17 protein-coding genes are annotated in these 22,959 nt (G+C 71.5%); 12 read left to right on the top strand and 5 right to left on the bottom strand.

What is annotated here, in order from left to right; translation table 11 throughout:
* Window positions 1–48 precede the first annotated feature (48 nt).
* Window positions 49–297 (bottom strand): hypothetical protein, encoded by a 249-nt coding sequence (locus tag KF837_25580; GenBank protein MBX3230715.1) that lies wholly within the window; start codon window positions 295–297, stop codon window positions 49–51.
* A 132-nt stretch (window positions 298–429) separates the two neighbouring features.
* Here KF837_25580 and KF837_25575 point away from each other — a divergent pair, with 132 nt between their 5' ends.
* Window positions 430–915, top strand: coding sequence for a Spy/CpxP family protein refolding chaperone (locus tag KF837_25575; GenBank protein ID MBX3230714.1), 486 nt, complete (start codon window positions 430–432; stop codon window positions 913–915).
* 224 nt (window positions 916–1,139) lie between these two features.
* Here the strand turns inward: KF837_25575 and KF837_25570 are convergent, their stop codons facing one another.
* Complete coding sequence (locus KF837_25570; protein ID MBX3230713.1) at window positions 1,140–1,718, bottom strand: hypothetical protein; 579 nt, start codon at window positions 1,716–1,718, stop codon at window positions 1,140–1,142.
* A gap of 1,415 nt (window positions 1,719–3,133) precedes the next feature.
* Here KF837_25570 and KF837_25565 point away from each other — a divergent pair.
* The 5 genes from KF837_25565 to KF837_25545 all read left to right on the top strand — a co-directional run bounded on the left by KF837_25565 (window position 3,134) and on the right by KF837_25545 (window position 7,861).
* Window positions 3,134–3,676 carry a thioredoxin domain-containing protein gene (locus KF837_25565; GenBank protein ID MBX3230712.1) on the top strand — a complete coding sequence of 181 codons (543 nt, stop codon included), beginning with the start codon at window positions 3,134–3,136 and terminating at the stop codon, window positions 3,674–3,676.
* A 66-nt stretch (window positions 3,677–3,742) separates the two neighbouring features.
* Entirely contained in the window at window positions 3,743–4,447 is a 705-nt protein-coding gene (locus KF837_25560; protein MBX3230711.1) for a hypothetical protein, read from the top strand.
* A 29-nt stretch (window positions 4,448–4,476) separates the two neighbouring features.
* Window positions 4,477–5,814, top strand: coding sequence for a thioredoxin family protein (locus tag KF837_25555; protein ID MBX3230710.1), 1,338 nt, complete (start codon window positions 4,477–4,479; stop codon window positions 5,812–5,814).
* Between the two features lie 725 nt (window positions 5,815–6,539).
* On the top strand, window positions 6,540–6,851 hold the full coding sequence (locus KF837_25550; GenBank protein ID MBX3230709.1) for a hypothetical protein: 312 nt from the start codon (window positions 6,540–6,542) through the stop codon (window positions 6,849–6,851).
* A 59-nt stretch (window positions 6,852–6,910) separates the two neighbouring features.
* The gene (locus KF837_25545; GenBank protein ID MBX3230708.1) at window positions 6,911–7,861 is read left to right on the top strand and encodes a hypothetical protein; all 951 of its coding nucleotides are present in this window, start codon (window positions 6,911–6,913) and stop codon (window positions 7,859–7,861) included.
* Here the strand turns inward: KF837_25545 and KF837_25540 are convergent, their stop codons facing one another.
* Entirely contained in the window at window positions 7,862–8,680 is an 819-nt protein-coding gene (locus tag KF837_25540) for a helix-turn-helix domain-containing protein (GenBank protein ID MBX3230707.1), read from the bottom strand.
* A gap of 87 nt (window positions 8,681–8,767) precedes the next feature.
* Here KF837_25540 and KF837_25535 point away from each other — a divergent pair, with 87 nt between their 5' ends.
* Window positions 8,768–9,235, top strand: a complete 468-nt coding sequence (locus KF837_25535) for a hemerythrin domain-containing protein (GenBank protein MBX3230706.1) — start codon at window positions 8,768–8,770, stop codon at window positions 9,233–9,235.
* A gap of 2 nt (window positions 9,236–9,237) precedes the next feature.
* Here the strand turns inward: KF837_25535 and KF837_25530 are convergent, their stop codons facing one another.
* Window positions 9,238–11,667, bottom strand: coding sequence for a hypothetical protein (locus KF837_25530; protein MBX3230705.1), 2,430 nt, complete (start codon window positions 11,665–11,667; stop codon window positions 9,238–9,240).
* A gap of 155 nt (window positions 11,668–11,822) precedes the next feature.
* Here KF837_25530 and KF837_25525 point away from each other — a divergent pair, with 155 nt between their 5' ends.
* From KF837_25525 to KF837_25510, 4 genes are read left to right on the top strand one after another with little or no spacing between them, the layout of a single operon-like run.
* Complete coding sequence (locus KF837_25525; protein ID MBX3230704.1) at window positions 11,823–14,414, top strand: HEAT repeat domain-containing protein; 2,592 nt, start codon at window positions 11,823–11,825, stop codon at window positions 14,412–14,414.
* Window positions 14,414–15,007 carry a hypothetical protein gene (locus tag KF837_25520; GenBank protein ID MBX3230703.1) on the top strand — a complete coding sequence of 198 codons (594 nt, stop codon included), beginning with the start codon at window positions 14,414–14,416 and terminating at the stop codon, window positions 15,005–15,007. Before KF837_25525 ends, KF837_25520 begins: the two co-directional genes overlap by 1 nt.
* Window positions 14,938–15,702: a hypothetical protein gene (locus tag KF837_25515; protein MBX3230702.1), complete on the top strand. Its 765-nt coding sequence runs from the start codon at window positions 14,938–14,940 to the stop codon at window positions 15,700–15,702. The genes KF837_25520 and KF837_25515 overlap by 70 nt, the downstream gene beginning before the upstream one ends.
* A gap of 4 nt (window positions 15,703–15,706) precedes the next feature.
* Window positions 15,707–19,879: an AAA family ATPase gene (locus KF837_25510; GenBank protein ID MBX3230701.1), complete on the top strand. Its 4,173-nt coding sequence runs from the start codon at window positions 15,707–15,709 to the stop codon at window positions 19,877–19,879.
* 1 nt (window position 19,880) lies between these two features.
* On the opposite strand, the gene KF837_25505 is transcribed toward KF837_25510, so the two are convergent.
* On the bottom strand, window positions 19,881–20,498 hold the full coding sequence (locus KF837_25505) for a hypothetical protein (protein ID MBX3230700.1): 618 nt from the start codon (window positions 20,496–20,498) through the stop codon (window positions 19,881–19,883).
* Window positions 20,499–20,670: 172 nt separating this feature from the next.
* On the opposite strand from KF837_25505, the gene KF837_25500 reads away from it, so the two are divergent.
* On the top strand, window positions 20,671–22,959 hold the full coding sequence (locus KF837_25500) for a (Fe-S)-binding protein (GenBank protein MBX3230699.1): 2,289 nt from the start codon (window positions 20,671–20,673) through the stop codon (window positions 22,957–22,959).

Here is a 22,959-nt window from a genome sequence, read left to right as displayed (position 1 = left end):
GCTGCTCGCCGAAGGGGTTCGCGAGCTTGGAGGCAGGATGAGCAGGGCTCAGCGGCAGTGGATGTGCGCGGTCTCGCAGCTCTCTTGGGTCGCGTAGAGTCGCTGGCAGTCGCGGCCGGTGCAGTTGCAGAGGGAGGTGTAGATGCAGCTGATGCCGGTCCAGATGTAGCCGCGCGCGCCGCCGTTGCAGGTCGTCTGGAGCCCTTGCGCCTCCATCGCCTTGCACGAGGCGTTGCATCCCGGCAGGAGGACGACGGCCCCGAGGAGCGACACGACGACGGCGAGCACGAACCGCACGCACGGATTGTCTCACCGATCGGGCCCTTGCATCCTCTCGAATGGGCGCTAGGTTCATGAAACGCGTGAGGCGAGGTGCCCACGCGGTAACCCCGTCGGGAGCGAGATAGCCCCGGCGAGTTGGAGACAGAAATGCATCCTGCATTCTTTTCGTGGTGGAAGCACGCCCGTCGTTCGGAGCGTGAAGGTTGTGGTCCGCACGCGCATCCGGGCGAGGCGTTCTTTGGTGGCTTCGGTCATCACGGCGGTCCGCCGCACGGTGGTGGTGGACCGGAGGGGCAGTTCGGGGTTCGTCGTCCGCTCCGTTTCCTGGCGCACAAGCTGGACCTGTCGGAGGAGCAGACGGCCAACCTCGCGCGCATCCTCGACGAGCTGAAGACGGAGCGCGCGCAGGCGGAGGTCGATCAACGCCGCACCATCGCGGCGTTCGCGGACGCGATCGAGGCCGCCACCTTCGGCGAAGCCCGCGCGACCGAGGGCGGCGACCAACGCGTCGAGACCGCAAAGCGCCTCCGCGACGCCGTCGTAAAGGCACTCGCGCAAATCCACGCTCTCCTGGACGACGACCAGCGCAAGCGCTTCGCCTACCTGGTCCGCACGGGCGTCCTCGCGCTGTAGGGGCCGCACGCCAGGGCGCTTCCGCGCGCGGCGTTCTGCTCGGCCTTCCGCGCGGCGGCGTGGCGCTCGCGTCGATGCCGCCGCGCGTCGGGTCGTAGGTGGGCAGGTCTCGCGACGCTTCGTGTTGATGCGGCCGCGGCAGTCGATGCTGCGACGAGGGCGTTGTTTCTCGAGGCAAAGGCGCCCGCCTTTTCCGCCGTAGCGTCCACCGATCCAGAACGGGTTTAGCGGTGGAGGAAGCGTGGGATGGCGGGGCACTCGTGGAATGCGATCGGTCCACCAGCGCGGAGCCAGCCCTCGGATGCCATCCAGGTGCGGGGTGTTGCGGTTGGAGGAGAAGCTCTCGGAGCGCGAGCGCGAGCAAAAGCTTCTGGTGGCGGTCGTGCGACGGGGTGCCAGGCGTCGAACCAAGGTGCCGAGGTCATCGGGTCGAGCTCGAAGGAGGCGTTGGTGGCGCGGCCGTGCTGGATGTCGTGCTTGCGCGCGTTGAAGAACAGGTAGACGAGGACGTTGCGCGTCTCGCTGGGTGAGGAGAGCGCGCGGCGATGGTGGCGGTCGCGAAAGAGCGAGCCGTGGCGGTGGGAGACGCGGTTCACGGCGAAGGCGATGCGGGAGAAGAGGAGCTGGAGACGCCGCGCGGCCTCTTTCTTGTCGTCGGCTTCGACGAGGAGATGGAGGTGGTCATGCTGCACGGAGTAGTGCACGACGCGCACCCCGCGCGCGACACACGCGGCGATCTGCCCGACGATGGCGGCGTGCACACGCTGGGCGCGGAAGCTCGGGCCCACGGGGACACGCTTCATCGAGACGTGGAGCGGATGGTCCCGATAGTGCGGCTTCCGCGTGACGTGCTTCACGAAGCCGCGCCGCTCGGCTCGCGCTCGCCGCCCACCTCTCCCGGCACGCGACGCCTTCGCGTTCCCAGCACGTGACACCTTCGCGACCCCGACACGCGACGCCTTCGCGACGAAGAGAGGAAGCTGACTGCCAGGTCCCGACTTCAAGAGATGAGCATAGCATTATTTACGGCAGTTCCAAGAAGGAACGCTGCTCGAACGTTTCGGTGTGCGTGGGACAACCTGTGGACAAGCTGGGGCCGAGGACCCGCGCCCGGGAGTGCCGACGCCGCGCGCGCGGCCATCGCGCCCGCGCACCATCGCCCGTTCGGGGGACGCCGCGCACCCGAGCCGACCCCGCGCACCATCGCCCGTCCGACGCCGCGCACCATCCGGCGCCGCGTGCGTGGGCAGCTCGCCGACGTCTCCGCGAGGCATCGGGTCAGTACATGAACAGGGCACGTCCGCGGCATCCGGCTTCTCTGCACGGCACTGCGTGCGTGGACGGGCGGCAGCTCGCCGATGTCTTCGAGAGGCATCGGGTCGGTACATGAGCAGGGCATGTCCGCGGCATCCGGCTTCTCTGCACGGCACCGCGTGCGTGGACGGGCGGCGGCTCGCCGACGTCTCCGCGAGGCATCGGGTCGGTACATGAGCAGGGCATGTCCGCGGCATCCGGCTTCTCTGCACGGCACTGCGTGCGTGGACGGGCGGCGGCAGCTCGTCGACGTCTTCGCGAGGCATCGGGTCGGTACATGAGCAGGGCATGTCCGCGGCGTCCGGCTTCTCTGCACGGCACCGCGTGCGTGGATGGGCGGCGGCTCGCCGACGTCTTCGCGAGGCATCGGGTCGGTACATGAGCAGGGCATGTCCGCGGCGTCCGGCTTCTCTGCACGGCACCGCGTGCGTGGACGGGCGGCGGCAGCTCGTCGACGTCTTCGCGAGGCATCATGAGCAGGGCATGTCCGCGGCATCCGGCTTCTCCGCACGGCACCGCGTGCGTGGACGGGCGGCAGCTCGCCGACCTCTCCGCGAGGCATCGGGTCAGTACATGAGCAGGGTATGTCCGCGGCGTCCGGCTTCTTCGCATCCCCGCCACTCGTTGGCGCTCGTCGCTGGAGCGTGCGATGGTGCGGTTCCCCGCCACTTGTCGGCACTCGTCGCTGGAGCGGATGGTGCGCGGCGCTGGAGCGTCGGCTCGGGCGATGTGCGCGGGCGCGCGGCGCGCGGGGTTGGCTCGGGCGATGGTGTGCGGCGTCGGTTCGGCGATGGGGCGGAGTGCATTAGGCTGCCGTGTGATGTGGCTTGTTCGTGGTGCTCTGATTGTTTTCGGGCTTGCTCTTGCTCTCGGGGGGGTTGGGGCGTGCGCGGGCTCGGTGCCGGTGGGGATTCGCGAGGAGATGGCGGCGACGGCGCGGGTGCAGCCGGGGGCGGTGACGGTCGTGTTCTTTACGGACTTTCAGTGTCCGTTCTGCCGGCGCACCCACGCCGCGCTCGCGCCGCTGCTCGCGCAGAGGCGGGGGAAGGTGCGGCTCGTCCTCCGCCACGTGCCGCTCCGGCAGCATCCCGATGCGCGTACTGCGGCCCGCGCGGTGGTGTGCTTCGAATCGATCGTCGCCGCGCGGACCGCGCCCCGACCGCCCGGCGTCGAGGTCGAAGAGCTCGCCCTCGCGCTCATGAGCGCCAGCGACCTCTCCGAGGCCGCGTGTGAAGCGCTCGCCGAGGAGCATGGGGTCGCGCGAGACGCGCTCCGTCGCTGCCTCGCCGAGCCGGCGACCGATGCCAGAATCGAGCGCGATCTCGAGCTCTTCGACGCCGTTCAGGGGGACGGGGTGCCCCTCCTCTTCATCGGGAGGAGCCGGCTCGAGGGTGCACAATCGAGCAGTAGTCTCGAGGCCGCTCTCGACAACGCCGCTTTACGTTGAGCGCCGCCCTCCACTTCCTTCAAATAGTGCTGGCACGGCGAAAATTCGCGACTACGGTGCGCCGCGATGAAGCCGTGGGGTTACGTCTTGCTTGTCGTTCCAGTCGGTCTTGCAGCCTTCGTCGGCTGCGCAGAGGCGCCGGAGGACGAGCCGCTCTACGGCATCCTCGGCACCGATCCGGAGGACGCGGGGGACAAGGGCATCAGCGTCAAGATCCCCGAGCCGGAGGAAGAAGAAGAGGAGGAGCCGTCGCTGCCCATCCTCCCCACGCCGGCCGACGCCGGGCCGCCGAAGGACGCGGGGCCGTCGACCCCGCCCGGCTCCAATCCGTGCGCGACGAACACCTGCGCCAGCCCGAAGAACCTCACCGCGATCGGCGGCGATGACGGGTCCGAGTCGAGGACCGAGACCGGCGCCGACTCGAAGTGGTTCACCATCCGCGTCGAAGAGCGGATCACCGGCCTCGGCGGCTTCCTCCTCGGCGGCATAGAGATGAAGCTGAAGGCGACGCTCACCTCGCCGCCCGGGAAGAACTTCGACCTCTTCGTCTACCGGCCCGACAACGACGTGAAGGAGTGCTCCAACGTCCGGAAGTCGTCGGAGTCGGCGACCGATCCCGACGTCGTCCAGATCCGGTGGGGCGAGACCAACGGCGCCGATCCGAACGGCGTTCGCGACGACCGCACCGTCACGATCGAGGTGCGCGAGGTCGGCGGCACCGTGTGCGACCCCAACGCAAAGTGGACGCTCAAGATCGAAGGCAACAAGTAGCGCGCGCCGTCGCCGCGCTCTTTGCGGCGATGACGGCGACCGCGACGACGGCAACGGCGACGGTCGGCTGCAGCGCGCGCACGCGTGAGCCGGCGACGACCAGCCACGCGACGACGAGCACGAGCACGGCGGCGAGCTCGACGACGAGCTCGCGTGAGGTGCTGCCGTTCATCCATGACGACTATCCCCGCGCGCTCGCGCAGTCGAAGAAGGAGCAGAAGCCGCTCTTCGTCGACGCGTGGGCGCCGTGGTGTCACTCGTGTCAGAGCCTCCGCACGTACGTCCTCACCGATCCGTCGCTCGCGCCGCTCGCGTCCGAGTTCGTGTGGCTCTCCGTCGATACCGAGAAAGACGTGAACGCGCGGTGGGTGGAGCAGCACCCGCACGACGCGCTGCCCACGCTCTGGGTCGTCGATCCCGCGACCGATCGGCCCCTCCTCAAATGGGCCGGCACCGCGACCGCGGCGGAGCTGCGTGCGTTGCTCGGCAACGTCCTCGCGAACCGCACGGACGGCTTCGCGCGCGGCAACCAGGCCCTCGCCGCCGGCGACTCGAAGACCGCGATCGCCGAGCATCGCGCCGCGCTCACGACGGCGTCGAAGGAGCAGCGGCCGCGCATCGTCGAGGCGCTCGTGACGGAGCTGTCGCTCGCGAAGGAGCACGCCGCGTGCGCCGACCTCGCGGCGGAGGAGGCGGCGGCGCTTCCGCCCGGCACGTCGCGCGCGACCGTGCTCGTCGGCGGCCTCGACTGCGCTCGCACCGCCAAGAAAGACGAAGCTCGCGATCGCCTCCTCGCCCTCGCCGTGCGCGACGCGTCCGCGCGCGACGACGCGCTCCTCCCGGACGATCGATCCGCGATCTACCAGGAGGTCGTCACGACGAAGAAGGAGAGCGGCGACGCGGCGGGCGCGAAGGCGGCCGCGACCGAGTGGGCGGCGTACCTGGAGGACGCGGTGAAGCGCGCGGCGTCGAAGGACGCGCGGGCCGCGCTCGATCCCTGGCTCGTCGCGGTCTACCTCGCCCTCGGCGAGCCGGCGCGCGCGCTCCCGCACCTCGAAGCGAGCGCGCGCGACTTCCCGCAGGACTACAACCCGCCCGCCCGTCTCGGACGTGTGTATCTTGCATTGAATCGCCTCGCCGAGGCGGAGCAGGCGACGGACCGCGCGATCGCGCTCGTGTACGGCCCGCGCGCCATGCGCGTCTACGAGCTCCGCGCCGACATCGCGAAGGCACGCGGCGATCGCGCCGCCGAGACCCGCGCCCTCGAGGAAGCGCTCGCGAAGAGCGAAAAAGCCGTCCTCACCGCGGGCCAAAAGAAGGTCCGCGACACCCTCGAAAAACGCCTCAACGCCACGCGCACACCATAACGCTCCGCCCTGCGCCGCGGGCCGCGCCGCCCCCCCCGTTGCCGCGCGCCGCGCCGCGCAGGCCCGCCCCGTCCCGGCGCGGGCTGCGACGCACTCCGCCCTGCGCCGCGGGCCGCGCCACCGCGCAGGTCCGCCCTGGCGTTGCGCCTGGCAACGTGCTGCTTCGCGCGCACTGCAACGCGCCCGCTGCAGCGTCCCGCGCCAACGCAGCTCCGCCCCGTCTCTCGCAACGCGCCTCGCCCCGCCGTCGCTCCCCGCCTCCCGCCACGTCGCCGCGGTTCGCGAAGCGCACCGCCTCCCCACCGCGCTTCGCCCCGCCGTCGCGCTCCGTCCCGGCGCTCCCGCAATGCGCTCCGCCGCGTTGTCGCGGGTCGCGCCATCGCGCCCCGCTCCGCCACCGCGCTTCGCCCTGCCGCCGCACACCGCCACCGCGCCGCGCGCGCTGCAAGGCGCTCCGCCGCGTTGTCGCGGGTCGCGCCATCGCGCCCCGCTCCTCCATCGCGCTTCGCCCGCCGCCGAGCACCGCCTCGGCGCCGCGCCTCCCACAACGCGCTCCGCCTCGTCGCCGCGGTCGCGCCACCGCGCCCCGCTCCTCCATCGCGCTTCGCCCGTCGCCGCGCACCGCCTCGGCGCCGCGCCTCCCGCAACGCGCTCCGCCCCGTCGCCGCGGGACGCGCCACCGCGCGCCCGATGCGCGCTCCGTCTGGGTCGCGTACTCTCGCTCGATGTTCTCGCGCGTCCTCCTCTCTTCTCTGCTGCTCCTCCTTGCTGCGTGTGCGAGTCAGGCGCCGCCGCGGGTCGTGAAGATGGCGACGACGATGTCGACGAGTGGGCAGGTCGCGACGTGCCCGAGCGATGCGTCCGTGGTCGGTGGCGGCTTCGAGGTCCCCGCCGCCGCCCGCACCGCAGGTAAGGTGCCGACCGTGGTGGTCAGCCGGCCGAGCGAGAATGGGTGGATGGTGCAGTGCATCGACGCCGCGGGACAGCCGTCGAGTGAGTGCCACGCCTACGTGCTCTGCGCGATCATCATCCCGTAAGGTCGAGCTCGAGCTCTAGCTCCGCGTGCATGATCGCGATCGCGCGCTAGAATTTGATTGTGCCTTCCTTCCTGGCCGCACTGATCCCGCTCGCGCTGGTCGCCGCGACGGCGCTGTTCGTTTGGATCCGTGCGCGGCGCAAGAAGAAGAAGCCGCGGCCCGCGCGTGAGGCGAGCGGGTTCGTCGTCCTCGAAGGGAACGCGTGGGACGCGTGCGCCGTCGATGACCTCCGCGAGCCGTGGGCGCGGTATACGACCGAGCCGATCCGCGGGTTCTGCGGCGTGCCGGTGGGACGGCATCGCATCCGCACCACCACCGCCAACGGCGAGGCGACGCTCGACTTCGTCGTCTACCCCGGCGAGGTGCTGGCCTGGCGCCTCGACGCCGAGCGCGCCCGCTGGGAGCCGCATGACCTCGACGCCGACACGCGCGGCCTCCTCGAAGGCGCGCCCGTCAGCACGACCGACGTCGGCGCGGCGACGCGGCAGAAGCTCCCCGGCTGGCTCGTGCACCTCCGCACGACGATGGGCATCGGCAGCTCCCGCGCCGCGGCGGCGCTCAACCCCCGCGGCGACGACGGCATCGATCGCCTCCGCAAGCGCCTCGCGAAGCTCGTCGCGCTCGCGGAGGGCGGCGGCGAGACCGACGTCGACCTCGTCGCCGAGGCGCGCGCGATCGGCGAGGCGATCGTCGGCCGTCCGCTCGCGCGCCGCGACATGCGCGCGCTCGTGACGTCGGCGCGCGAAGCGGCGACGAAGCTCGCCGGCAACGGCCACACCGATCGCGCGATGCGCGTGCTCGGCCTCGGGCTCGCGGTGCTGCCTGGCGATCCGGAGCTGATGGTCACCGCCGGCTGCGCGCTCGCGACGCGCGGCGAGGCCGACGAGGCGCTCCGCGCGTTGAACGCCGCGCTCGAGCGCGATCGCTGCCTCGAAGCCGAGGACGTCGCGCGGGCGATGCGCGCGCGAATGGAGCTCCGCTCGCGCCTCGGTCGCAGCGTCCGCGTCTAACTAGCCACCCCTCCGCCAGCGCCGCGGCGGGCAGCCGAAGCGGCGCGTGAACGCGCGGGCGAAGCGGCTCGGATCGCCGAACCCGCAGTCCAGCGCGACGTCGAGGACCGAACGATCGGTCGAGCGGAGGAGGAGCGCCGCGCGATCGAGCCGCGTGTTCGTGAGGTGGCGATACGGAGCGACGCCGACCTGCGCGCTGAACTTCCGGAGGAACACGAAGCGCGAGAGGCCCGCCGTGCGCGCGAGGTCGTCGACCGTGAGCGGACGAGCGAGCTCGGCGTCGATCCGCTCGAGCGCGCGCGCGATCGCGGGCTCGAGGCGCGCCTCCCGCCTCGCCCCGCGCCGGCCTCGCTCACAGCCTCGGCCTCGCTCGCGGACGAGCGCGAGCGCGAGCGACGACACGAGCGACTCGATGCCCGCGTCCGCCGCCGGTCGCGCCACGACGGGCGCGGCGAGCGCGCCGTGCTCGAGGGCCAGCGCGCGCGCGATCGCCGCGACCGTCGTGTCGGCCGGGAGCACGCCCATCTCGGGCATGCCGCTCGCGCCGAGCGCGCCGCTCGCGCCGAGCGCGTCCGCGGCCTCCTCCAGCATCGGCGCGGCGATCAGGATCTGCTCCACCGACGCGGCGCGGCTGCGAGGTGTATTGAGGACGCCGGGAGGAAGCAGGATGCAGGCGCCGGCGGAGCCGCGCAGCGTCGCGCCGCCGACCTCGAACTCGAGCGTGCCCGACTCGATCCACGAGAGCTCGTAGCCCGGGTTCTCGTGCGTGGGCCCCACGCCCGTGCCGCCGCCGCGACGTCGATGGAGGGAGAACCACATCCCGATCTCGTAGCACGAGGCACGAATCGCCTGGACGCGCGCACGAAACGCCGAGAAGCGGCGCGGGCGCGGCGCGATGCTCGGAGCATGTCCGATCCGTTCGTCGCCTACCACGAGGGCCTCGTCGCCGTGCATCGCGCGCTCGCGGAGGAGCTGCGGCGCCTCGCCGACGTCGACACCGCCGACGTCGCGCGCGCGCACGGCGTGGGCGGCTTCCTCCTCGGCCACCACCACGTCGAGAGCGCGATCGTCTTCCCGGGGCTCCGGCGTCACGGTCGACTGCGGTCGACGGACGTTGCCTTCCTCGACGCGCGCGACGCCGAGCACGTCGCGGTCGAGGCGGCGTGCAGGCAGCTCGCCGCGATGTCCGCGAGCGCGAGCGCGAGCGCGGCGGACATCGCGAGGCTCGGCGCGGAGCTGCTCGCGATGTTCGAGCCCCACGTCGCCGCCGAAGAGGACGGCCTACGACCGGCCGTCCTCCGGACGATGATCTCGCGCGAAGGCCTGGACGCGATCGGGCGCGAGGTCCAGGCGCACCACGCTCGGCGCGCGTGAGATCAGGGCGCCGGGATCGTCGGCGCTTCGCCCTTGAGCGCGGTCGCGAGAAAGTCGTCGACGTCCTTCATAGCGTCGTTATCACGAAAAGCGACGAAATGGCCATCGCTGTTCGCCGGCTTGCCGTACTGGCGCGTCACGACCGTCTTGCCGTTCTTGTTGTTCGTGACCGGCCCCTGCGACGGGTCCCGGTACAGCTTGTCCGGCGTCGCCGCGGAGGGCGCGTTCGGCGCGACCTCGAGGCCCGCCGCCGCGATGTACGTGTGCTGCGTGATCGGCGTCGAGTACGTGTCGAGCTGGCCGTACGGCACGAAGAGGTGCTTCGGGAAGATGTTCGCCGCCGACGCCGCGGTCGCGTTCGCGGCGTGATCGAGCGGATCGGCCGGGTCGATCGCGTTCTGGAACATCGTGAGGACCGGGTGGTTCGCGTTCACGTTCTGCGGCAGCTCCGAGAGGAGCGCCGGCGCGAGCGCCGCGAAGTTGACCGGGCTCGTCTTCGTGAGGAGCGAGTCGATGAGGCTCCCGCCTTCGCCGCTGAACACCGCGCCCGCGACGCCGCTGACGTACGGCATCGCGATCGCGCCCGCGGTCGCGCCCTGCGAGTGACCCCAGTACCCGATCTGCGTGCTCGAGAGCGTGATCGACGTGCCGGTGACGGTGACATTGCTCTTCAAGAGCTGGACGAGGGCGACCTGATCCGCCGCGCCCTGGAGCACGTTGCCCTGCGCGGCGGGCGGGTTCGAGAAGTTGAAGAAGACGACGGACGGGTCCGCGGTCGAGGCGCCGCGGCGCGTGCCGTGCCCGACCTGATCGATGCCGAGGACGGCGAAGCCCTTCTTGGCGAGGCGCGGCCCGACGTTGCCCTCCGCCGCGTGGCTGCGGAACGTGCCGCCGGTGCCGTGCGCGTAGATGACGGTCGGGAGGGGACCCACCGCCGCCGAGCCGGCCGGCACCGTGAGCGCCGCGCAGACGTCGACCGTCTTCGTCGCCGGAGCGTTCACGAACGCGCCGTCGTCGGCGGGCTCGATGAACGGCTCGTTGCCGCGCTGGAAGAGCGGGATGCTGATGAGCGCGTGGTACTCGTCGATGCCCGCGGCCGGCGTGGCCGGACACGCGCGCTCGCCGTCACGCTGCGCGCAGGGCGAGACCGCGCCGCCGCCGCACTTCACCCACTGCTTCGCCGCCGGAGCGGGCGACGAGCTCACGAGCTGCGGCAGCGCCTTGCCCACCGCGTCGTGGTCGCCGACCGTGAAGATGGCGGCGTTGAGGATGCTCGCGAGCGGCACGCTGTTCGCGGGCGCCCAGGTCCGGAGCTTCTCGTACTGCCGCCACCCCGCGCCGAGCTCGCCGCCCGGATCGGTCGCGCCGAGGAGCGCGTTCAGGTCGGCGGAGCGGACGATGTCCTTGCCGTCCTTCGCCTTCACCGCCGTCGTGAAGAACACGGCGTAGGTGTGGCCCGAGACGAGCGGGCCGCCGAGCGGCGGGCGGAAGCTGATCGAGTTCTCGCAGACGTACGCGCTGCGCCCCGTCGTGTAGCCCCAGTTGTGCGCCAGCTTCTGGCCGGTCGTGAGGTCGACGTAGACGGTGGTGTCCTTCGGATCGAGCGAGGCGAAGTCGATCTCGCCGCTGAAGCGGAAGATCGTCGTCGGATACGCGCTGAAGCCGGTGACGAGCGGCGAGGCCTCGATGAAGCTCGCCCACCGCGCGACGAGGTCGTAGCCGAGGATGTCCGCGCCCGGGGTCGGGAAGTCCTTCATGACCGGCTTTCCGGTCGCCGACGTGCGCACGTCGTTCGGGTACGGGAGCCGGAAGTAGTCCTTGAGCGCGGCGCCGCCGCGCGGCACCTCGAAGAACGCGGTGACGTTCTCGGTCTCCGGCGGATCGCACGGCACGCCGGTGAACTTCGGGATCGCGATCGGGCCGCCGGGGAACGGCGCGCACTTGCCGTCCGGGGCGCAGACGAGGCCGCCGAAGCACTCGCCCGCGGTCTGGCACGCGCCGCCGACGTCCTTGTTGCCTTCGGGCTGGCACTGCGTCGCGAGGCCGACGATGTTGCAGCGGAGCCCGGCCTTGCAGTCGCCGTCCGACTGGCAGGCCGCGCCGTCGTCGCCGCTGCCGGCGGGGGCGCACTTGGCCTCGGGCCCGCAGTAGTGGTCCGCGACGCACTCCGCGCTGATGATGCAGTCGCCGCCCGCCGGCGTGGAGCGGCCCGGCTGGCACGTCTTGTCCTTGCAGGCGAGGCCGGGGCGGCAGTCGGGATCGGTCTCGCACGGCTCGCCGACGCCCTTGGGGAGGCTCAGGTTCGGGCCGTCGGGGAGGCTGCCGTCCGGGAGGTTCACGTCCACGTTCAGGTCGGGGACGCAGCCGGGCGTCGACCAAAAGAGGGCGCCGGCCGATACGGCGGCGGCGGAGACGAAGAAAAAGCGCTTCATGACGGATCCTCCCTGCCGCGCTCAATACACGTTTCTCGCGCTGCGATCCAACGGTGGCGCCCGGGCACGTGTGATAAGGTCGCGACGCCGCCATGGGTCTCCACCACGCCCCTACGCCGTCGCCCAACAATGCTCCCGGGCCTCACCCCCCGTCGGTGATCCACGCGGCGAAGTGGCCGCCGGACGACGACGACGCGGTCCCGCCCGGGCTCCCCGGCGCGCCGGGCGGCTTCGCGCCGGGCGGATACGGCGACGACGGGAACTTCAAGCGCGGTCGCTTCGCGCCGATCGCGATCATCGTCGGCATCCTCGCGGTGGGAGGCATCGCCGGCGCGCTCATCTTCGGGTCGCTCAAGGACTCGGAGAAGATGGACCCGAAGAAGGTCGCGGCGATGAAGAAGGAGACGGCGCTCCTCCCCATCGCCGAGGCGATCCCCACGTACCGAAAGTGGGCGGAGCAGGACAACGAGAAGAAGCTCCAGGAGGAGGGCTTCACCCAGCTCGCGTGGGCGAAGGACCCGCAGGGGCTCCAGCTCATCATCAAGGGCCTCTCCTCGATCGATCACAACATCCGCGGCACCGCCGCGCAGGCGCTCCTCGAGTACGGCTCGCCCGCGGCCGACGCCGCGAAGCCGGCGCTCCTCAAGGCGTTCAAGGAGTCGACGGAGGCGGACCGCCCGCAGATCGCGTGGGCTCTCGCCGCGCTCCACGAGCCCTCTGCCTGGGACGACGTGATGAAGGAGTACCGCGCCGGCAAGCTCTCGAGCGTGCAGCGGCTCGACAAGAGCCCGGCGTTCGATCCCGAGCTCATGGCGTCGATGGTCTCCACCGACAAGCTCGCCACCCTCGCCGGCGACGAGAGCGAGAGCGTCCGCCAGCTCGTCGCGACGGTGCTCTCGCGCACCGCGGATCCGAAGTACACGTCGACGCTCATCAAGCTCGTGAAGGACAAGAGCATCGACGTCGCGCGCGAAGCGGCGGTCGGCCTCGGTCGCATCGCGAACGAGGAGGCGATGAACCCGCTCCTCGAGGCGCTGACGAAGTCCGACAAGGAGTCGCGTCCCAAGTTCCTCGAGGCGATGCGCGACGGCGTCGGCGGCAAGGGCCTCGTCCTCGCGCTCCAGAGCGTCGACAAGTCGAACCCCAACACGCAGAAGCACCAGACGAAGCAGCTCTTCGACATGCTGCGCGAGCTCGAGGATCCGCGCGCGGGCGACGCGCTCGCGCAGTACCTCGAGACGAACCCGCATCCGCACTGGAAGACCGAGGCGGCGCTGCGGCTCGCCGAGATCGGCGACCTCCGCGCGGTGCCGGTCCTCGGCTGGCGGATGGAGCAGGACCCGCTGAAGCTCTACAGCCCGGAGGAGGAGGAGCTCCGCCGCGACGACAACGAGCGCGTCGTCTCCGCGCGCATGCTCGCCGACCTCGCGCTGCTCTACCCCGACAAGCGGCCGGACATCCGCGCGCAGTCCTACAAGGGCGTGTGGCGCTGGCTCACCGACAAGCCGCAGCCGCACGCGAACGGCCTCCGCTACGTCGCCGCGGTCGACGCGAAGGAGGCGCTCCCGCAGATGCGGAAATGGGCGAATCCGGCCAAACCGCTCCCGAAGGAGGGCGAGCAGCGCTTCCCCGACGAGTGGGGCACCGCCCAGAGCGCGCTCCGCTACCTCGGGTGGATGCAGGATGCATCGAGCTGGGGAGTGCTCGAGTCGCAGCTGCGGCGCCGGCCGGAGAAGGTCGACGCGACGATGGACTCGCTCCTCCAGGGCGGGCAGGGCGTGCTCGGGATGACGCTGCGCGCGATCGGCGTCGGCGCCTCGCACGGCTTCGCGCAGTGGGGCGACCCGAAGGCGTACCCCGTCCTCGTGAAGTACATCGAAGACAAGATGAACAACGAGCAGTCGCGCGTCGACGCGTGCTTCTCGCTCGCGTGGGTCGCGACCGACGAGAACATGGTGGAGGTCGCCAAGAAGGTGAAGGAGCTCACCGCCGGCGATCCGAAGACTCAGTTCATCCGCACCTGCTACCTCGAGACGCTCGTGCACCGCCCGGTGCCGAGCGCGAACGCCACCCTCGCCGAGCTGATCAACGGGACCTCCGACCTCAACGTGCAGCACCAGGCCGCGCGCGCGATCGGCTTCGGCGGCATGTCGCCGGAGACGACGGCGAACATGTTCGAGAAGCTCTCGAACCCGGCGACGCGCAACGACGCGATGCTGGCGATCCTCATCGGCGGCGATCCCGACATGGCGCGCCGCGCGCTCGCCTCGTACGAGGACATCGACCGCACCGCGCTCGAGGAGCTCAAGGTCGTCTACAACGCGACGTTCGGGTACTGGAGCGATAAGAACTACGAGAGCGGCGACGTCGCGCGCTGGATCGCGAACGCGCAGTCCGCCTCGCGCGTGAAGCTCGGCGACGCGATCCAGGACTGGCCGCGGCTCGTCCTCTCGCGCGCGGTGCAGGGCATCGACTACGACAACGGCCCGCACTCGACCACGCGCGTGCAGATGCGCATCAAGCTGCTCCGCGACGCGAAGGGCAGCGACGCGGTGAAGCGCTCGCAGGCGATCCAGATCCTCAAGTTCATGAACGAGAAGGGCTGCCTGATGGCGCTGAAGAGCGAGAGCGGGCCCGGGCAGGAGGACGCGCGCCGTGCGTTCTTCGAGCTCATGAACCCGAAGATGACGACCGACGCGCTCCCGCCCGAGGCGAAGGCGAGCGGCACGGACCCGCTGAAGAAATAATGCGCGCCGCGCTGGCCACCGCCGCGGCCTTCACGTTCGTCGCCGCCGCGTGCGGCCCCTCCTCGCCGGCGTCGGCGCCGGGCGCGAACCTCACCGCGAAGAACCTCTCCGCGAGCGAGGGCGTCGTCGTCACCGCCGGCTGCACGCCGACCGGCCCCGAGCTCTGCTTCAACGCGAACGACGACAACTGCAACGGCGTCATCGACGAGGGCTGCGGCGTCGGCACCGGCGTCCTCCAGTTCATGATCGCGTGGGGCGACTCGCCCGCCGACGTCGACATCTCGGTCCTCGATCCGAACGCCGCGCGCGTGAGCCGCGAAGGCACGCGCACGACCCCGTCGGGCCTCACCCTCGAGAAGAACTGCCCCGACGACGGCTGCCATCAGCAAAACGCGGAAAACGTCTATTTCGATGGAACCGAACCGCTCCGCGGACGCTACATCGTCGAGGTGAAGCTCGTCGATCCGCGCGGCGCGGAGCTCCCGGTGAAGGTGCACCTCTCCGCCCGCGTCGGCGCGCGCACGTGGGCGATGGACCTCGCGCTCGCGCCGGGCCAGGGCCAGGATCGGCAGGGGTTCTCATTCGACCTCTGATCCTCCTCTTCGGCCTCGCCCTCGGTTGCGGCGGCGGCGCGCCGTCCGCGAGCGCGCCCGCGCGCGCCTGCAGCGGCGGCGACGCGCCGAGCCTGTCCACCTCCGATCGCCTGACGCGGGAGCTCGCCGGCGGCGCGAACGCGTGGCTCGAGGTGAAGGTGACGCGCGCGGAGCCGGAGGTCGGAAACAACCACCTCTTCCTCGACGGCCGCGAGGTCCCGGTCGTACACGTGTCCGGACCGGGCGACACCGCGCTCGACGCGAGCGGCGGCCGCCTGACCGCGCGCGACGGCGCGAAGCGTGCAGACGCCACGCATCCGTACGTCGTCGGCTTCCGCGTCCCGGCCGGCGTCGCGCCCGGGCCGCACGAGCTCTCCTTCAAGGCGTGCGACGTCGCGGCCGCGGAGACGCTCCCGCTCACGGTCCTCCCCAATCCGGCGCCGACGATCAGCGCGCTCCGCTTCGAGCGCGGCGAGTGGCCGGTCCTCTTCATCAAGGGCACGAGCTTCGAAGACCTCGAGGAGGTGCTCGTCGTCGCGAGCGACGGGAGCATCTCGCGGATCGAGAACGCGAAGATGGTCGGCGACGGCGAGCTCCGCGCTCCGCTCGATCACGGCGGCACCTACGAGGTCTTCGTCCGCACGAAGCACGGCCTCGGCGGCGGCCCCCCGACCGGCACGATCACGCTGCGGTGATCGCATGAGCGACGAGACCCTCGAGAGCCGCCGGCGCCGCCTCGCGCAGCTCCGGCAGCGCCTCATCGCGGTCTCGCTGCGGAGCCGCTCGCTGCGCCTGACGCGCGCGACGAAGAGCGGCGCGCTCGATCTCGAGCGCCTGTCGCACGCGGATCCGGCCGCGTTCGAGCGCCTCCTCCACATGCTCGGTCGCGAAGGCTCCGCGCCGGTCGCGCTCTGCGACGTCGAGGGCGCCGGCGACGCGCGCGCCTTCCGCGACGACGTCGCCGGCCTCGCCCACGCCGCCGAGGCCGCGTGGTCCGAGACCGGCGCGCGCGATCTCGCGGTGGGGTTCCCCTTCCTCGAGGGACGCACGAAGGACGGCACGTGGATCCGCGCGCCGCTCCTCCTCTATCCGGTGAAGCTGTCGATGACGACCTCCGGGCGCCTCTCCTGGGTGCTCGGAGCGGAGGGGCCGCCGGAGCTGAACGAGTCGCTCACGCAGGCGCTCGTCCGCCTCGCCAGCGTCCGCCTCACGATCGAGGGCATGCTCGCGCACGACGACGACGGGCACTTTCGCTTCGACCTCCCGACGTGGAGCGGCTTCGTGCGCTACCTCTCGTCGGTAGGCTTCACCCTCGACGAGCCACCGGCGGCGATGCCGGCGCTCGAGCCGCTCCCTCCACGCGCGCGCGAAGACCGCGACCGCGCGCCGATCGGATCGTTCGCGCTCCGCCCCCACCTCGTGCTCGGCCGCTTCCCGCGCTCCGACAGCACGATCGTCGGCGACTACGAGGAGCTCCTCGCGGGCCCGCTCGACGACGCCCGGCTCGGGATCGCCTCCCGCCTCCTCGGCGCGGACGAGACCAGCCCGTCCGCGGCGGGTCCGCCGCTCCCCGCGGCGCGGTCCGCGATCGACCGCGCGTGGCAGGTGTTCTCGTCGGACGACAGCCAGGACGAGGCGCTCCACGCGGCGGCGGACGGCGCGATCGTGGTGCAGGGGCCGCCGGGGACGGGCAAGTCGCAGATGATCGCCAACGTCGTCGCGACGGCGATCGCGGAGGGCCGGCGCGTGCTCGTCGTGTGCCAGAAGCGCGCGGCCCTCGACGTCGTCGCCGATCGGCTCGCGTCGGTCGGTCTTCGCGAGCCGGTCGCGGTGGTCCACGACGTCGAGCGCGATCGCGGCGAGGTCTGCGAGGGGATCGCGCGGACGCTCGCGGAGCTGGGGGGACACGAGACGGCGGCGAGCGTCGACACGGAGCACGTGCGCGCGCGCGGGAGGCTCGCGACGCGGCTCGCGGCGGCGCAGGCGGCCTTCGATACGCTCGCGGGAGACGGGAGCCGGCCGGGGCTCGCCGAGCTGATCGAGCGCTCCTTCGACGACGACGGACGCCCGCTCCCGGCGCTCGGAACGCTCGCCGACGCGGCGACCGAAGACGAGGCCCACGCGGCGCTGCCGGCGCTCGAGCTCGTCGCGCGCGAGTCCGCTCCGCTCGCGGCGCCGCACCCGCTCGCGGGCCGCGGCGACTGGAAGGACCTCGGCGCGGACGATCTGGCCAAGGTCTTCGCCGCCGTTCGAGCGCTGCGCGACCTCGTGCAGCGGCTCGACGCCGTGCCCGCCGGAGGCCTCACGCCCGAGGACGCGCTCGCCCACGCGCCCTTGTGGGAGAGGACGCGCGTGCTCCTCGATCCGATCGAGGCGGGCGACGACGAGGCGCTCCGGGCGTTCTTGCTCGGCTGGGTCTGGACGGGCGGCCACGTGCAGCACGGCGAATGGCAGCGGGTGATGGGGCTTCTTCGAAAGGCGAAGAAGGAGCTGGTCGCCGCGCCGCAGGAGCTGGTCATGGCCCAGCACGCGGTCCTACAAGGATGGATCGCGGAGCTCACGCGGCTGCAAGCGCTCGAGCCGCTCTGGTATCGCGTCTTCCTGCCGTCGTGGTGGTCGCTCCGAAAGCGGCCGGCGGAGGTCCCCGGCGCTCCTCTTCCGCAGTCGGCGGCGGCGGTAAAGGCATTATGTGAAAATGCCATCGTGTGGCAAGACCTCATCGCCGAACTGCCGATCGACAATCCGCTCTTCGATTTCGGATTACGGGGAGATCCTTCGGAGATCGACGACGCGATCGCGCTCCTCGAGACGCAACACGCGCGCACGCGGGCGGTCCACGATCTCGCCGAGACGCTCGCCGGCGCCGGTTATGCCAAATTGCCGGAGCTGGAATTGCACTCTGCGGAGACGCTCGCGAGCGAGCCTCTCCTCGCGGCCGCGGTTCACGACCGGACGCGCGCGCGGCTCTTCGAGGAGGTCCGCCGCGCCGCCGCCGCGCTCGACGGCGCCTTCGTCGACGAGGCGCTCGCGCTCGCCGCGCGAGGCGAGACGAGCCGGGCGCTCGCGATCGTCTCCGCGTTCGCGGACGCCGAGGGCGAGGCGGCGGCGGCGGCGCGGCTCGACGCGCGGACGCGCGATCTTCCGGCGTGGGCGAGGGCGCTGCTCCGGCAGTGGCGGCCGACCGCCGGCGCGAGCATCGGCGACGACGCGCTCCGCGCGCTCGAGCGCGCGTGGCTGGAGAAGGCGCGCGCGGGGAGGACGACGGCGGAGATCGAGGCGGGGCTCGTCGATCGCGAGCTCCTCGCGAAGGTCTCCGCCGAGCTCGACGCGTGTCTCGAGGCGGCCGGCCGCGGCGTGCTCGGGCGCTATCGTCGGCGCGTCGCCGCCGATCTCGCGGACCGCTCCCGCGGCGTCGCGCTCCGCAAGCTGGGGATGGAGGTCGCGAAGAAGCGGAACCGCGCGACGATGCGGCAGCTCGTCGAGCGCTACTGGGACCAGGGGCTCGCGAGCGCGCGGCCGATCTGGTTCTGCTCGCCGGAGTCGGTGGCGTCGCTCTTTCCGCTCCGTCCGGACCTCTTCGATCTGGTCGTCCTCGACGAGGCGAGCCAGTGCCCGGTCGAAGCCGCGCTGCCGACCCTCACGCGCTCCCCCCGCGCGCTCGTCGCGGGCGACGATCAGCAGATGCCGCCGACGCACTTCTTCCGCGCGAACGCCGACGAGCCGGAGGAGGAGGGCGAAGACGGGGAGGAGCTCGCGATCCTCGCGACGGCGTCGGTGCTCGGCCTCGCCCGCGTCGCGTTCCCGGGGACGGTCCTGCGCTGGCACTACCGCTCTCGGCACGAGGAGCTCGTGGCGTTCTCGAACGCCGCTTTCTACGGCCGCCGCCTCATCACGGCGCCCCGCGCGGACGCGCGATCGCCCATCGACGGACTCCGCTGGATCGCCGTGCCGGGCGCCTGGCGAAACCAGACGAACGAGGTCGAGGCGGCGCGCGTCGTCGACCTCGTCGCCGAGCTCTTGACCGCCGACCCCCCGCCGAGCGTCGGCGTGATCGCGTTCAACCGGAAGCAAGCGGAGCTCGTCGTACAGCTCCTCGATCGCCGCGTCGCGACCGACGAGACGTTCCGCCGCGTCTGGGAGCGCGACCGAGCGCGGAGCGTGGTCGAGCAGCTCTTCGTCCGGAACCTCGAGAACGTGCAGGGCGACGAGCGCGACGTGATCCTCCTCTCGCTCGGCTACGGCCCGGCCGAGCGCGGCGGCCGCGTGTTCGCGCGCTTCGGCCCGCTCGGGCAAGAGGGCGGCGAGAAGCGCCTCAACGTCGCGATCACACGCGCGCGCGTCGGCCTCGCGGTCGTCGCGTCGATCGAGCCGGAGGACCTCGACACGACCACCTCGAAGCACGTCGGCCCGAAGCTGCTCAAGGCGTACCTGGCCTTCGTCCGCGCGCAGGCGAGGGGCGATCGCGCGGAGGCCGCGCGCCTCCTCGACGTCGCCGCCGACCTCGGCGGCGGCCGCGGCGTGACGGGCGGCCTCGTCGCGCACGCCGGCGCGCGTCGTCGTCGTGTCGGCGCCCGCGTCGCCGAGGAGCTCGCGACCGCGCTCGAACGAGCGGGCCTCCGCACGCAGCGCGCCTTCGGCCTCGGCCACCGCCGCCTCGACCTCGCCGTCGGCCGCCCCGACGAAACGACCTGGCGCATCGGCATCGACTGCTCCGAGTTCCTCCGCACCCCCGACCCCCTGAGCCGCGACGTCTACACCCCTCGCTTCTGGGAACGCATGGGCTGGACCGTCCTCCGCGTAACCCCAGGCACGTGGAAGGACGACCGCGCGAGCGTCGTCGAGCGCGTACGCGATCTCGTGCTCGCGAGGTGAGCTAGCGCGGCGGCGGGGTCGGCTGCAGTGGCGCGACGCGGCTCTCGGGGGGTGTGTTCGGGGACGTCGGGTCGGCCGAGAACGAGCCCGCGCCGCCGTTGGGGCTGTTGGGGTTGAGGATGCCGGGGCCGCCTTGGGCGGGGTAGAGGTTGCTCTGGCCGACGTTCGGGAAGGGGTTCGTTACGGGAGGGACGTCGCCGGCCGAGGGGGTCACCGTGCCTTGCGGCGGCGCGATGGGGACGGGGATCACGACCGGCGGCGGAGGGACGCGGTTCGCCGGGTTCTGCGTCTCCGGCGGCGTCGCGGTCGTCGGCGGGGCGGGCTCCGGCTCTTCCGCCGGGAGCTGCGCGGGCGGGGGCGTCGCCGCCGGCGCGGGCGAGGGCGTGTTCGTGATGATCGTCGTGTGCGCGGGCGGGGGCTCCGTCGTCGCCTCGTTCGCCGGCTGGGCCGGTGGCGGCGGGTGCACGATGATCGTCGTCGACGTGATGTTGGTCGAGCTCGCGGGCTCCGCGTTCGGGACGCCGCCGGCCGAGGACTGCGCGCTCCGGTCCGTGGTCGAGCTCGCGCTCGGGTCGCGGAGAACGCCGCTACGGCCGAGGCAAGTCGTCCCAATCACCATGGCGCCCAGCGTCCCACCGACCACGGCGATCGTGACGTTTCGCAGCAGCACCCGGTCTTTTCGGAGCATTCGCAGCATGGCACCCGAGAGAGGTGCATCGGCCGTGCCCCGATGTTGACGCGCCGGGCCATGCCCCTATAAGTCTCGGGCCCAAACCATGAATCCGACGGCCATGCTCGTGCTGATCGTCGCCGCGCACGCGGTGTTCTTCTGGTCGGCGATCAAGCGCTGGCAGCTCCTCCGCGTCGGCAAGTTCGTCGACCGCTTCGATCGCATCCCGGAGCGCCTCGCGGCCGTGTTCCGGTACGCGTTCGCGCAGGAGAAGATGAACTACTACCAGCCCGCGGGGCTGGCCCATAAGCTCATCTTCGTCGGCTTCATCGTCCTCCTCCTCAACACGATCATCCTGTGGGGACGCGGCTTCGATCCGAAGTTCAACCTCTTCGTCCTCGGGCCCACCGAGGTCCTCGGCAAGGTCGGCAAGGTCTACGAGTTCGCGAAGGACCTCGTCGCCGTCCTCGTCACCCTCGGCGCGCTGACCTTCGTCTACTACCGCGCCATCCGCCCCCAGAAGCGCATGACGCTGCACTGGGAGGGCCTCCTCATCCTCGGGATCATCACGACGATGATGCTCGCCGACATCCTCTACAACGGCGCCGCGTTCGTCCTCGTGAACCGCGTCGCCGAGCTGTGCGTCCCCGGCACCGGCGCGGCCAAGCTCACCGGCTACCAGCTCTGCGCCGACATGAAAGAGGTCGCGGCGCCGTTCGGCTCGACGCAGGACGTGCACGTCGGCCTCTCCGCGTTCCCGGCGCCGGCCGCCTCCTTGACCGCGCTCGCGCTGGCGAAGGCGAAGCTCGGACCGCAGGCGCTCGTCATCCTCGCGAAGATCGGCTTCTGGACGCACTCCACCCTCGTCCTCGTCTTCCTCAACATCCTCCCGCACTCGAAGCACTTCCACATCATCACCGCGATCCCGAACGTCTTCTTCAAGGACCTCGCGCCGCGCGGTCGCCTCGAGCCGATGGCGAGCACCGCCGAGGGCGTGATGGCGAAGATGGAGCCGGCGATGGAGATGGAGGACCCGCGCATGGCCGAGATCGGCATCGCGAAGGTCAAGCACCTCTCCTGGAAGGCGGTCCTCGACTTCTACACCTGCACCGAGTGCGGCCGCTGCTCGGACAACTGCCCCGCCCACAAGACGGGCAAGGTCCTCTCGCCGAAGCACCTCACCCTCGCCCTCCGCGATCACATGTACGAGCACCAGAAGGAGCTCACCGACGAGGAGATGAGGTGGGGTCCGACCGGCGCGGAGGACCCGGTCGAGATCGCGGGGAACGAGGCCGAGAAGGCGATCCGGCCCGCGAAATACGAGCCGATCAACCTCACGCCCGACATCATCCACCCCGACGTGCTGTGGGCGTGCACCACCTGCCGCGCGTGCGAGGAGCAGTGCCCGGTCCTCATCTCGTACGTCGACAAGATCGTCGACATGCGGCGCAACCTCGTCATGATCGCGAACGAGTTCCCGCACGAGCTCCAGAAGCCGTTCCAGGGCATGGAGACGAACGGCAACCCGTGGAACCTCTCGCGCATGGACCGCTCCGCGTGGTCGGACGGCCTCGACCTCAAGACGTTCGCGGACAAACCCGACGCAGAGGTCCTCTTCTGGGTCGGCTGCGCCGCGTCGTACGACGACCGCGCGAAGAAGATCGCACGCGCAACCGCGCGGTTGCTCACGCTCGCGGGCGTCGACTTCGCGATCCTCGGCCAAGAGGAGTCGTGCACCGGCGACCCCGCGCGCCGCGCCGGCCACGAGGTCATCTTCGCGATGCTCGCGGAGTCGAACGCCGCCGTGCTCAACACGTACAAGGAGCAGGGGGGGATGAAGACGGTCGTGACCGCCTGCCCGCACTGCTTCAACACGCTGAAGAACGAGTACCCCGACTTCGGCGTGAGCCTCGAGGTCGTGCACCACTCGGACTACCTCGCGGCGCTGCTCGCGGAGCGGCGCCTCGTCCCGAAGAAGCCGGTCGTCGGCCGCGTCACGTACCACGACAGCTGCTACCTCGGTCGCTACAACGACGTGTACGAGTCGCCGCGCGACATCCTCCGTCAGATCCCGGGCGTCGAGCTGGTGGAGCCCGACTACTGGACGAAGACGCGCGGCCTCTGCTGCGGCGCCGGCGGCGCGCAGATGTGGATGGAGGAGCAGAACCAGAACCGCGTGAACGTGAAGCGCACGCTGCAGCTCATCGACACCGGCGCGAAGACGATCGCGAGCGGCTGCCCGTTCTGCATGACGATGCTCACCGACGGCATCAAGAGCCAGAGCCTCGAGGACAAGATCAAGAACCTCGACGTCGCCGAGCTCCTCGAGCAGAGCTGCATCGTCGAGCCCGCCGTCTCCGCGACCGTCCCGACGACGGCCGAGGTCGCGGAGGCCGTTCCCGCCGAGTAG

Source organism: Labilithrix sp. (genome assembly GCA_019637155.1).
Classification (GTDB): domain Bacteria; phylum Myxococcota_A; class Polyangia; order Polyangiales; family Polyangiaceae; genus Labilithrix.
Note: the sequence above shows the minus strand (reverse complement) of the source record. Positions and strands in the feature narration are given on the sequence as shown.